Raw genomic sequence first — 12,047 nt, forward strand, 5'->3', positions numbered from 1 at the left:
CCCGTCATGTTCTACCTCACCCCGCTACGCACTCCAAAACCGGAAGAGCCCTTTAAGCCAAGCAGTTATTTCGGCTTTTCTCGACAAACCGGATACTGCTCGGGAACGCTCTTCTTCCTTCTCAAGAACGACTCGACCTACGAAGAGATTTTTAAAGATCGAAACCTTGAAGACTTTGTTTGGGCCGCGAGAAATCTCAAGAATATCGAGTTATTCCTTTCCCAACATTTCACTGGAGATCAAGGACTTCGCAATAACCTAAAATTCTACGCATTAATGCGTTTGCCGAGTCTTAGGGCACTGCGTCGAAACACAAACCCAAATTTGGAAATCCGCCCATTGCCCCTCCGATTTTATCCCTTCGGATAGTCAGCTCACCGAAATTACGCATTGGATACTCGGACTTGCACAAGATTTGGCAACCAAACGGTCAGAATCTTTGGATAAAATCTGCAAGGGATCCGAGCTTAAGACAAACATAGCCAAAGAGTAGAGCAGATCAGAATCGATGAAAGCGCTTATTCAAGGTAAGTAAGTCAGCACAGCAGACGAGAGGTACCAGAGATTGAAACCTCTCAGGCTTAGTTCCACCACTTTTTGGTTGCTCGTATTGGATAACTCGATTTCCACTTCCTGTTAACGATGTAGTTTTGGAAGTAAGATACGATTTGCGACAGTACCGTCTACTACCTGAGATTGAGATCGATTCGTAAAAATCACTGGACGGATCCCTCCAAAGATGAAACTGAATCGGCTTCCAAAAGCAAAGGAGCCCCATGAACGACTACAAACACCTCAAGAAAATGATCGCCGATATGGTCGCCGTGCAGGGCATGACTCGGAATAACTACGCGAGTCTCAAAAGTCGCACGAAGCTACTGCTCGACGAAGCTGAAAAGAAAGGCTGGACCCTACAGCAAGTTTGGAAAAGCACCTGGTTATTTCTCGACGGCGGCAAAGTTGTGGGAGGTACCTACGAACATGCTTTGTCAAATCAGGTGCACCTAGCGCGAACCCTCGCGACCCACAAAGAAGCCACAAAGCTAGTACTTTCGACAATCGGAGTACCAGTACCCGAGGGAAAAGTGTATGAGCCAACAGACCTTCAGATTGCAGTAGACGAGTTCGCTTCGCGCACGAGCGCCAAGATCATGAAACCGTCTTCAGGGGCGACAAGCACGGCAGTTACTTTGTCACTACCAGATGAAGACGCCTTCATCGAAGCTTGGACGTTGGTTCGAGAGAAACTGCCAAAAGCTAAAATCCTAGTTGAGGATCTCGTAGAGGGCTTCGACGTACGGGTAATTGTTATAAACGGCAAAGCTGTCGCGGCTGCAAGCCGAGTGAATCCTTTTGTCGTTGGAGACGGCCAATCCACGCTCGAAGAGCTCGTTGCCGCCCGGGAGAGCAACCGCGCAAAATCAGCGTATCTCAAAAGGCATAAGACACCAATCGATGATGGTTTCCTTCAGACTCAGGGAACCACTCGTGGTTCCGTCATCCCCGACAATGATGTCATCCTGTTAAACCGTTCAATGAACGTCGCAGGCGGAGGTGAGTCGATAAACGTTTACGGATCGATCTCCCGCGAGTTACTCAACTTGGCGGAAAAGGCCGCTTCTGCACTGCCCTTCCAACCGATCGTAGGAGTCGACATCTTAACTCCGGATCTGTCGTCACGGGACGGCGTCGTTTTGGAACTGAACGTGCAACCACATTTTGATCTCCACCACTACATAACCTATGGTGAGCCGGTGAACGTCGCAGCATTGGAAATTGAATCTCTCACAACGGAATCGACGATTGGTTCATTGGCCAGAGCGGAAACCGGACGCCAATCATCTCCGTTCACCATAAGCCTCGACGGTCCTATCGAAATTCGGGTGTCACATTCGAAATAGCGAATTCCGGAGCTAGCAGCTCGCTGGAATCGTTGCCTCTCTTAAAGCTGAAACCACTGAGCTCCGAAGCATCTCACCTCTGGTGAAAGTATCCACAGATAGCCAATACGTTGTCAGCAACTCCGCCTGATAGTGCCTGGGATTCTACGCTTAGCCCCAATCTGGGGCAGGCTATGTTTAGCTGCGTTCCCCCTCGCTTTGTGGGAACTAGTCACTGGCATCAGTATGGCTTGTGTTCGCACTTGTCTGAATATATTCCAGAAGTGTTCCTATATAGCTTGTCAACATAGCGGGCGGATTAGCTGGCGTTGACAAGCTATATAGGAAACCCCAAATATCTTGAAGGTACTAGACTAGTAATCGTCAACCCGTCTCTTTATACCCAAGAAAAGTTTACGAAATGCCAAACACTATCGAGTTCAGCCACCTGGATGTTTCAAATCAACGCGTCTCCCTTCTTGCTAAATTTGATGGTCAAGAACATTCCTTATGGTACGAATTCGATCGTGAAGTAAAGCCCAGCACAAACGCCGTCGCAGTAGCCTTGAGCACTCTTTGCGGCACAAAGTTCGACTCAATCTTCTACGACTTTCCCATTGCTGATGAAACCACGCAGCTAATACAAAAATTCACTAAAACTCCGGTTACCAGCTCAGCATCTTGCATGCCCGTCGCGCCTCGCGGTGGTGGACGCATTCTAAGTTTCTCTGGAGGCTTCGACTCATTTGCGGCACTCCGATTACTGGGCAGCGAAGCCCACCTTGTTTCACTTGATTTCGGAGGATGGTTCGAACGTGAGGCTCGGTTCTTCAACAACTTCGATCCGCTCGTTATCAAAACCAATATTCGGCAAACCCCGACCCAGAAGAATTCGTTGGCCACAAACCATTGGACTTTCATGGCGACCGGCGCGATCCTCACTGCGGAGTACTTCGGAGCCACACAGCACTCGTTTGGCTCCATCCTAGGGGAAACCTTTTCTCGGCCAGTCAAATCTCCTAAACGGGTAGCACCACTCGAAATGATGGGATTGACGGAATCACCTGTCACTAATGGAATCACGGAGCTCGGCACCGCGAAACTTCTGCTTCAAAGTGATCCACAGCTCGTTGCTGATTCGATCAAGTCACTGGCCGGCAAGACAGATCGAAAGAGGTATTTAAAAACTGCAATAGCTACTCTCCTAGCACCCCAGTACTGCCAAAGCTTGAGCCTGCCGGAATTGCCCGGGAGTTGGTCCGCGCCGATTAGCATTACTGACTCATACACCACCACCATGAGCCTTTTGTACTTCATCTCAGTCGGTAAATTAGAGTTAATCGCTCCCCTATTCAGGGAAATTCCAGACAGTTTACTATCCTTTGCATCGGAAACCGACATGGAATTCATGCTGAAAGCCAATACTGACCATTACCAGTTTTCGCAAAGGAAGGATGCAGGAAAGCTTCTGGCAAGTTTAGAAAATTATGGCTTCTCCCCTTATACAGAGTTTGATTGGAACAACGCTAAGGCGACTCGACAGTTTTTAAACCATCTCTTCGGCAAATAGGAATTATCTTCGCTTTTGTCTTCATTTTTCAAAACAATAGAGACGACGCCGACTTTCTTTAATTCGTTTATTTTACCACAAAATAAGGAAGGTCTTGAGATGTACGCCTCAAGCCATCGGATACTTTTCTAGCTAATCGGACTGGCATCTCGTAACGTGGTATTTCTCCGAACGGCTCGCTACCTATACCTTTGACGGTACTTCTCCATAATCGTTTCCAAATCACGAAACAATGCTGGGCCGTACTTCGGATGGCGCAATCCAAACTCCACGCTGGCCGGAATAAAGCCGGCTGGGTTACCCAAGTCGTGGCGAATGCCTTCGTGAGCTACAACATGGACGGGATCGCCTTCAGAGATGAGCAGATCGATGGCATCGGTAAGCTGCAGCTCCCCGCCCTTCCCCGGTTTGATACGTCGCAAGGCATCAAAAATCGCACGATCCAGCAGGTAGCGTCCCGTAGCCACCAAGTTTGACGGTGCATCCTCAGCCGCAGGCTTTTCCACCATGCCCACGACCTTCTTTACGCCGTCCTCGTCGGTGTCCTCAATATCAAACACGCCATAGTTCGACACGTGTGCCGGATCCACCTCAACAGCTAACAGCACCGATACGCCATGCTCCTGGCGCACACGAATCATCTCGCCCATTGCTGCAGTGGGCTCGATGACGTCATCGGGAAGCATGACAGCAAAGTAGTCCTCGTCATCGTCCAAGACGGACTCCGCCAAACTAACAGCGTGTCCTAGACCCAAAGGCTTGTCCTGAACCACCGCCACCGGCTGGATAATCTGCGCGGCACGCTCAACCTTCGATGCCTGCTCATCCTTGCCACGTGCACGCAGGATCTCAACTAGGTCAGGAAACTCATCGAAATGGCGCATGACCTCGTCCTTGCTAGGTGAAGTCACAATAGCTAGCCGTGTTGCTCCGGTACCCGCGGCTTCTTCAGCAATCATCTCAATGCCGGGAGTGTCGACAACAGGCAGAAGCTCCTTCGGGACAGTCTTCGTCGCAGGCAGGAAACGCGTACCCATACCCGCTGCGGGGGCAACGACAGTGCGGACGGAAGTGGAATGAGCCATGGGTTAATCCTAATGCACTGGGAACCCCGCATAGGACCTCGGCCTACAAAAGAACGGAAGTTGTGGCGCACGCGCTTGTCGATGTCCACCCGTTTCCCTGCCTCACACGTCACCACAAACTAGACTTCGATCTGTCTCGTCCTCATGCACAAAGGAGTCTCTCATGCGTCGACCGCCACGCACCGGTAAAGCACTCGTTGCCTTAGCCCTCACCGCCTCTCTGGTTACCGGACAGGCAACCACCCCAGCACCTGCAGAGGCACAACAATTCCCATCCTTCCAGATGCCTGCCCTTCCCCAGTTTAATGAGGAACAGGTTCGGCAGGCCGTTGCTGCACTTGTTGCGCTTGCAGCAAGCGTCGGCGGCTTGGCGCTCATCGCCGGCATATTGCCCGGAGTCGGCTCCTCCAACGGCTCCTCGTCAGCCCCAGCACCGAGCACCACCCCTGCAACAACTCCAAGCACTCCCACTTCCACGCCTGAGTCCACTCAACCTTCAACCTCCCCGGCACCTACTGAGGAACCCAACTCCTCGGCGGAACCGACCACGAGCACAGCTCCCGCCCCAGTTACTTCCGTGGAGCCCTCCCCTGGTTTTGCGCAGCACGTAGCCGGCATCAAAGACCGGCTCGCCACCAGTGAAGAGAAAAATCCATTGTGGGCGTGGACCGCTCCCCGCGGCCCGCAGCTGACCCTGCCCACCCACGAAGGCAGCGGCCAAGCCACCCATCCTTCAGTCCTCTACTTTGAGAATGGTTGGAACGGTTGGAAGTACTGGATGGCAATGACCCCGTACCCAGCCAGCGATGAAGGCGCTGAGGATCCCAATGTGCTCGTTTCCAACGACGGCTGGACCTGGCAGGCTCCAGAGGGGCTAAATAACCCTATCGATGATCAGTTGGGCAAACCTAACCCGCACAATTCCGACACCCAACTCGTCATGGCTCCCAGCGGCGAAATGTACTTGACCTGGCGCATGGTCGATCGCCCGAACGGAAAGACCAACCGAATCTACCTAGTGAAATCCACCGATGGTGTGCACTGGTCGGAAAAGCAGGAAATCTGGACCGGCGAGCCGCACTTCATGTCCCAAGCCCTCATCTGGACAGGAGAGAAGTGGCGCCTCTACGGCGTCGCCAACCACACCGGTGTTCCTAATCGAATCATCTACTTTGAAAGCGACGATTTGAAGACGTGGTCTGCTCCTCGGTACCCCTCCATCGACCCCTACGTACCGAATGGTGAGCGCTGGTGGCACCTTGATGTTCAGCGCTACAACGGAGAATACATCGGCCTCGTGCACGTTATCCCGAGCGAAACTGTCCAGAAGGGCAACCTGTACCTGCTTCGCTCCAAAGACGGCATCAACTGGAAGCGCTCAGACACGCCAATCATTTCGCATGAGGAGTCCGGCTACCCCAACCTCTACAAGTCGACCCTTGTTCCCCACGGCAGCGGGGACAACCTCACCTTCGAGCTGTACTACTCCGGCTTCAGCGAAGGCCGCGCTGACTGGCGAATCAACCGTACGGTGGCGGAGCGTATCAGCGCGGAGTAAGCCCACCGTCGGCGTATCCCCGTTCAACGGGTGCGGACAATGCACGCACTCGTTGCGACTTAACGTCGTAATCAAAGAGAAAGGTCTGGCTTCCACGCACAATGCGTAGTACGCGTTTGCCGGGCCCATTCTCTTTGAAAGTGTACTCCACCTTGTCTTCTGGCTTGGCAACAACCACTGCGGTGAGAACACCGAAGTCCCGGCTGGCGCGGCCAAAGCCTAGTGTCCACGTATCAGTGGGTTTCTCGTTACGGAAAACAAGTCCACGCTGTCCCTCACGGTCGCCTCGGGCAAGGTTTGTATCTGTAGGGTCGAAGTAGCGCGAGCCGTCGATACCGTAGCGGATGAACACCAACTGGGTTCCATCGACAACAGATCGGAATCGAACTGTCTCATACTGCGAGCCCACGTATTCGAACTCTGGGGCCACATTCCAACGTTGCTCCGCGTACTCCACAGTGCGCGTCGGTTCAAGGCTGTCTGAGACCACAAAGGGGCCGCAGTCAACAAAGCACGCACTGCGATTCCAGTGAAGGCCTTCCCAAGCGGTGTCCTCAAGATCGAACGCCGACCACGATTCCTCGATCTGATGACCGACCAGTCGTGACGCTGCTTCAGCATCGTGCTCCTTCCCACGAACACTAAGCACATTATGAGCTAGGCGACTCTGGGCATAGGAACGTAACGAGCCCCTCACATAACCAGGGTGACCTGCATCAACGATGATGTTCCTTCCGCGGTCCCAGTAAGTCAGAGACAGGTGGTCAAAATGCCCATGAATTTGCCGCGGCGGCCCGAAGCGCAAGGTGTAATAGCTCTCCAAATCCTTAGGCCTGCGCTGACCAAACCCAGAACGCCCAAAAATGTAGCCCGCCTCATATACTTTCACTCGCGGAATCTCAGTCCCAGTTGCACCATTTGATAGCGCAAACTCCAACGCCCCTCCACGAACATACTCTGGGCGGCGTGGCATTGAGTCACCAATTTCAACGAATGTGCCGCCTGGGGTGAGGGAATGGGCAATAAATTCCTCCAGAGGCTGTTGCTTGGCACGCAGCTTCTCCGCACCCGGTGCCCCAAGCATTTCTAAAGCGTCAACAGCAGTCTTACGTAAACGTTCAATGTAGTTCGAGTACTCCGGTGCTTGTTCGTTGATGGCTCCTTCACCATCAATTATGACCTCAAGGCACGCTACAGCGCGCTCAGAACCGGTAGAGAGCATCGACTCATTACCCAGCCTATCCCCCACCACGAGCAGCGCAAGAGCCTGAGAGAGCCCATGGTTCCAGTAGCCGTCGAAATGCTCCATGAGCCACTGCCCGTGATAAGCGATAGCGTCGTACAGCCATTCGTCTTCAGGGAAGATTTCACTGAGGGCAGTCAGTGATGCCGCTCTAATCGCGACCGCGTGTCCTCCCCACACATGCTCATCGTCCTTCCATCTGGGAGTGGCGTGGTTCATCTCCCACCAGTTTGACGCCACTGTCCAGGCAAACTCTGCACCTAAATCGATCTCCTCTGACCACTCAGCCGCAGGTCTTTCCGCTGCCCGATCCACAATGAAGTCGATCCAATTCAGCGAGTGCAAATAGAATCGCACAGTCGGGTGCAGTTTCAGTTCCTCGATTTGAGTCCAAAACGGCTCGTCTAAGTCGAAGCGAACCTCGGGATAACTATGAATGCGGATCCCACCTCCCAGCACACGGGAGATTGTGTTCAGGCGACCTAAACCACCAGAAATGACGATGGGGCGTCCGCGGTCTGGGCCAGAGTATAGAGACATAACAATTCCTTTCGCACCGGCGGGAGACCCGTAAGCGTCCTCCTGTACGCCTCTGCGCGTAGTTAGGATTACCCTACCAACCTAGGCGACCTCGGTATTTCTCATGCAGCCCTTTAGCTACTTACTTCACTGCAGTCCAAGAAATCTGGACATACTGCTCTACCCATTCGCGTCCCGCTACAATAAGGAGTGGCCTAGGCAGTTAAGTAAGGAAATATCGTTGAAGAAAAAATTTGTATTACCCTTCGAAGCTAGAGCTTGTTCCCTTTTGGCCTACAGCGATGAATCGCTCGAACACGGATTTTTCGCGTACAAGGTTCAGTTTCCGTCTCTACCGGACCCGGAGAACTTCGCTCTCGAAAGTAGGTTGACGTGGAGTTCTGGGTTGGGTTCTCTATACCGATACTCGGAACCCGTAGAGGCACACAAACATTCCTCGCAAGCTTTCTTCGAATTGCCAGATGGATGCCGAGAAGTGGTCATCGAGCCCGTTAAATGGAAAAAGTCCAGTTCTCCTGCCCCCTCATTCGATTTCAATCTCATTGCCTATGGGCAGTGGTCAAGTGCAAATGTAGTTACTGTTTTTGGGGAGGAAATTCATGACTGATGTATCTGTTGTCATCGGTTTCCGAGACTGGGGTCTGAGAAGGCTCGAGCTCGCTCTAACGTCGGTCAAGGACTCTTTTGGCCGATACGATGGGGAGGTAATTCTTTCAGACTTCGGTTCCCTTAATCGGACTGAAAACGAGGAGCTCGCCGAACGAGTTGGCGCTAAGTATGTGTATTCAGAAGGCGAAGAGAATTGGTCGAGATCCCGCGCACTCAATGCTGGCTTCTCCATCGCCCAAGGCGAAATTCTCGTTTCAACCGACGCTGACATGGTCTTTACCCCGACCTCCTTCGAGCGAATCGTCGAGATTGCTAATCAAGAACCAAAGGCGGCATTCTTCCTCCAATGCCGTGATCTACCTGAAGGTATGGATGACTTGTGGGTATCCGAAAACCCGCAATCTTGGTCGACTATGGAAAGAGTATCCCGCTTACGGCCACGCTGGGGTATGGGCGGCATGATGGCAATCCGCCGAGAAGGCTTTGATCTGATTCGAGGATTCGATGAACGCCTTCACACCTACGGTGGAGAAGATCTCGATTTTGCCCAGCGAGCTCGCCGCGCCGGATATCGAACTTTCTGGATCGATGATGCGGACGTTCGGATGTATCACATGTGGCATCCGCCGACCATCAACACCGTCTCACAAACCGAACTGGGCCAAGCAGCAGTCCAATTCAATCGGAACGTCGTTTACAACGATAAGACCTTTATCCGAAACACTCGCCACTGGAAATACCGGAACGAAGATAAGAAGCCCATCGTGACGGTGGCTATCTCCACATTTAACCGAAGTCAGTTCCTCCGTGAGACGATTCTCTCTGTTTTGAACCAAACCGTCCAAGACTTCGAAATCGTCATTATTGATGACGGTGGCACTGACGACACCCGGCAAGTCGTTGAGTCTTTCAACGACCCTCGGATTCGTTACTTCTGGCAAGAAAACCAGGGTATCTCGGCTGCCCGCAACCACGCAGCGCAAGTAAGTCGAGGCTTTTATACAGCGGTTATCGATGACGATGACCTAATGCATCCTAGGAGACTAGAGTGGCAGCTGGAGGGAGTTGAAGCTGGCTCAGTTGGTAATGTCGGTTGCTTTATTAATTTTGAAGATTCCGATGGAAGCATGCAGCTGTTTGTAGGCAAGAACCCTACCGCCGAGAGAGCTATCCCTAAGGGGGCTGCACCTGGCCATGGCACATGGATGGTACAGACTGATGTCCTGAGGAAAGTGAAATACGATACTACGCTATCAAGCGGCGTCGATAACAACATTTTTCTCCGGATGCTGAGGTCCGGCTATAAAATCACGCACACGGGAAAGCCCGTTACTTTGCGCCGTATGCACCCTGGCCAAGTGACGAATACTGACGCCGGCAACCAGACTCGGGCGGCATCTGAAACTCTGAATTTCCTACGCTGGAAGTACGACGGTGCAGAGCGAAAGAAGGCCGAAGAGCTCTCCAAGAAAACACCGGAATGGCCGAAGATCGATGATAAACAGCTCATGATGGATCAGGCCCGTCCCTATCTTCCGGACCATCTGACAACGCGAACGGTAGTCACAAGCTCCACTTTGCCTAGCTTAGCCTGGGACGGTCAAGCAGCCTCGTCGACCATCAGAGTTCTTGATGGTTCCATGTCCCCTAACGAGGGAAGCGATCTCGCTGTATCCCTCATAAATGACGCTAGTTACAGCGACATGGCGTCGTTGCGTCAGACAGGTATCGATTTCGAAGTAAGCCAAACCAGCTCCACCGCTACTGGCGCAACTTTTGAGGCTTTAATCGGATGCATCCTTACGGCCCTCCAAGACCAACCAACTCAAATCGATTACGTCTTGTTCGTTCCCAACTCCGAGGGGCACTACGACACGTTCGCCGGTACCAAGGAGCAAGTTGCGGAGAAAATGTCATTCCTTGGCAATCCTGAAGGATCTTTCGTTGTGGGCGACAACTTTTTTGAGGTAAACTATGAAATTTAAACACATCCGCGAACCCGGCAATCGTTCCGGTTACGAGGTCGAGCTCTCCGAATATGATTCGGTCCCTCCTAGCTTGAAGTTGTTAGTTGATGAACTTCCCGAAGGCATCGACCCAAACCGTGAAGCGGTAGCACTCTACCTGGTTTTTCGGAATTGGTGTGGCGGCGAGTTCACTGTTCCACGGTGGATGTCTCCTCACACTGGTGAGGTCATTGCCGCCGATGCGAGCCCCGTGAGACTGAGTCCAGCTCCGTTTGAGTTTTATCCCAAAGGTCTACCTATTGGGACTCGAACAGTTGAATGCCATGACTCGATGAGTGGTTTATCGGAGGACACGATTGCCGTCCTTCCTGCACATTCGTGGTCAGGTGCCGTACGCGGGTATAACTCGGTCGCAGTCTCATCGAACGCATTCGTATTCCAACAAGATGATCAAGATATCGCTCCGCTTATCGGAATTGCGGTGCTTTTCGCAGATAATCTGAACGCCGACACGATTCGGGTACGTGGACGCATCGGAGCCGACCTAGAGCGCGAGATAGCATCGTTGCTCTCTAGCGTTCGCTTGGGATTCGAAGTCGAATATTGACCCCGACTCGCTCCCCTCTTGTGCAAACAGAGGGGAGCGGCTCTGTTACTCAGCGCTGCGGAAAAACTCTACAGTAGCACTGATTCCATCCCGCAACGATGTCTGCGGACTCCACTCAATCATCTGCGTTGCTTTTGAGGAGTCAAGTGATGAACGTGGGACATCACCTAATCTCGCGGGAGCAAAGATAGGTTCGTCCGGTGCTCCCACAGCCTTCGCTACCAATGTGTGGAGTTCGCGGTCGCTAGTTTCAATTCCGGTGCCAATATTAAACCGCTCGCCGTTTGCTTCATTCTTCGATGAAAGATAAAAGGCTCGTGCAACGTCCTTGACATAGACGTAATCACGGGTATTTGAGCCTGAGCCAAACACTTTGGTTGGTTCACCGTTGAGAAGACGCTGGCTGAAAATTGCCACGACACCCGCTTCACCGTGGGGATTCTGGCGCGGCCCGTAAACATTTGCAGGGGCCACGAAGCTACAACCAATGCCGTAGAGGCGGCTAAACATTTCCAAATAGAGTTCACCCGCAGCCTTCCCAGCGGCATACGGTGATTCTGGTGCCACGGAAGTCTCCTCGTCAACGGGGAACGATTCGGGCTGTCCGTAGATAGACCCGCCAGAGGAGGTATGGACAACTTTACGAACGCCATGGCGCCTTGCCGCGTCAGCAAGCTTCACCGTGGCCAGAACGTTCGTCTCACAGTCGTTCACGGGATCCTCGACAGACTTACGAACATCAATCTGCGCTGCTAGGTGATAGACAACCTCCGTAGGGTGTTGCGTAAACAGCTCATCGTAGTCAACGGTTCGGATATCGCCTTCGATTACGTTGACATCGCCGTTCTGTCGAGCAGATACGAGGTTGACCAGACGACCGGAGGACAAGTTGTCCAAAACTGTGACCGTATGGCCTTCTTCAACGAGAAGATCGACGAGATGGGAACCAATAAACCCGGCGCCGCCGGTCACGAGACAATGCATAGAT

The 12,047-nt window shown here is 52.5% G+C and carries 9 protein-coding genes; 6 read left to right on the plus strand and 3 right to left on the minus strand.

Going from position 1 to position 12,047, the window contains the following annotated elements; all coding sequences use genetic code 11:
* The 3 genes from HMPREF2526_RS13455 to HMPREF2526_RS01400 all read left to right on the plus strand — a co-directional run.
* Window positions 1–369: hypothetical protein (locus HMPREF2526_RS13455; protein WP_210384381.1), on the plus strand; the 369-nt coding region annotated here is incomplete at its 5' end.
* 407 nt (window positions 370–776) lie between these two features.
* Window positions 777–1,901: a hypothetical protein gene (locus HMPREF2526_RS01395; protein ID WP_070545381.1), complete on the plus strand. Its 1,125-nt coding sequence runs from the start codon at window positions 777–779 to the stop codon at window positions 1,899–1,901.
* A 400-nt stretch (window positions 1,902–2,301) separates the two neighbouring features.
* Entirely contained in the window at window positions 2,302–3,450 is a 1,149-nt protein-coding gene (locus tag HMPREF2526_RS01400; RefSeq protein WP_070545383.1) for a hypothetical protein, read from the plus strand.
* A 179-nt stretch (window positions 3,451–3,629) separates the two neighbouring features.
* On the opposite strand, the gene HMPREF2526_RS01405 is transcribed toward HMPREF2526_RS01400, so the two are convergent.
* On the minus strand, window positions 3,630–4,535 hold the full coding sequence (locus HMPREF2526_RS01405; protein ID WP_070545385.1) for a UTP--glucose-1-phosphate uridylyltransferase: 906 nt from the start codon (window positions 4,533–4,535) through the stop codon (window positions 3,630–3,632).
* Window positions 4,536–4,698: 163 nt separating this feature from the next.
* Between HMPREF2526_RS01405 and HMPREF2526_RS01410 the strand changes: the two genes are divergently transcribed.
* The gene (locus HMPREF2526_RS01410) at window positions 4,699–6,093 is read left to right on the plus strand and encodes a hypothetical protein (protein WP_070545387.1); all 1,395 of its coding nucleotides are present in this window, start codon (window positions 4,699–4,701) and stop codon (window positions 6,091–6,093) included.
* Here the strand turns inward: HMPREF2526_RS01410 and HMPREF2526_RS01415 are convergent.
* Window positions 6,080–7,876 (minus strand): heparinase II/III domain-containing protein, encoded by a 1,797-nt coding sequence (locus HMPREF2526_RS01415; protein ID WP_070545389.1) that lies wholly within the window; start codon window positions 7,874–7,876, stop codon window positions 6,080–6,082. The genes HMPREF2526_RS01410 and HMPREF2526_RS01415 overlap by 14 nt on opposite strands.
* 599 nt (window positions 7,877–8,475) lie before the next feature.
* Here HMPREF2526_RS01415 and HMPREF2526_RS01420 point away from each other — a divergent pair.
* Window positions 8,476–10,470 (plus strand): glycosyltransferase family 2 protein, encoded by a 1,995-nt coding sequence (locus tag HMPREF2526_RS01420; RefSeq protein ID WP_070545391.1) that lies wholly within the window; start codon window positions 8,476–8,478, stop codon window positions 10,468–10,470.
* Window positions 10,460–11,059: a hypothetical protein gene (locus tag HMPREF2526_RS13160; RefSeq protein ID WP_148139525.1), complete on the plus strand. Its 600-nt coding sequence runs from the start codon at window positions 10,460–10,462 to the stop codon at window positions 11,057–11,059. Before HMPREF2526_RS01420 ends, HMPREF2526_RS13160 begins: the two co-directional genes overlap by 11 nt.
* Before the next feature lie 45 nt (window positions 11,060–11,104).
* On the opposite strand, the gene HMPREF2526_RS01425 is transcribed toward HMPREF2526_RS13160, so the two are convergent.
* Complete coding sequence (locus HMPREF2526_RS01425) at window positions 11,105–12,043, minus strand: NAD-dependent epimerase/dehydratase family protein (protein ID WP_070545393.1); 939 nt, start codon at window positions 12,041–12,043, stop codon at window positions 11,105–11,107.
* Between the last annotated feature and the right edge of the window lie 4 nt (window positions 12,044–12,047).

The organism is Corynebacterium sp. HMSC070E08 (genome assembly GCF_001808895.1).
Lineage (GTDB): Bacteria > Actinomycetota > Actinomycetes > Mycobacteriales > Mycobacteriaceae > Corynebacterium > Corynebacterium hiratae.

Coding starts and splice junctions, on each gene's coding strand:
- HMPREF2526_RS01395 (WP_070545381.1), top strand. CDS start 777: ATGAACGACTACAAACACCTCAAGAAAATGATCGCCGATATGGTCGCC.
- HMPREF2526_RS01400 (WP_070545383.1), top strand. CDS start 2,302: ATGCCAAACACTATCGAGTTCAGCCACCTGGATGTTTCAAATCAACGC.
- HMPREF2526_RS01405 (WP_070545385.1), bottom strand. CDS start 4,535: ATGGCTCATTCCACTTCCGTCCGCACTGTCGTTGCCCCCGCAGCGGGT.
- HMPREF2526_RS01410 (WP_070545387.1), top strand. CDS start 4,699: ATGCGTCGACCGCCACGCACCGGTAAAGCACTCGTTGCCTTAGCCCTC.
- HMPREF2526_RS01415 (WP_070545389.1), bottom strand. CDS start 7,876: ATGTCTCTATACTCTGGCCCAGACCGCGGACGCCCCATCGTCATTTCT.
- HMPREF2526_RS01420 (WP_070545391.1), top strand. CDS start 8,476: ATGACTGATGTATCTGTTGTCATCGGTTTCCGAGACTGGGGTCTGAGA.
- HMPREF2526_RS13160 (WP_148139525.1), top strand. CDS start 10,460: ATGAAATTTAAACACATCCGCGAACCCGGCAATCGTTCCGGTTACGAG.
- HMPREF2526_RS01425 (WP_070545393.1), bottom strand. CDS start 12,043: ATGCATTGTCTCGTGACCGGCGGCGCCGGGTTTATTGGTTCCCATCTC.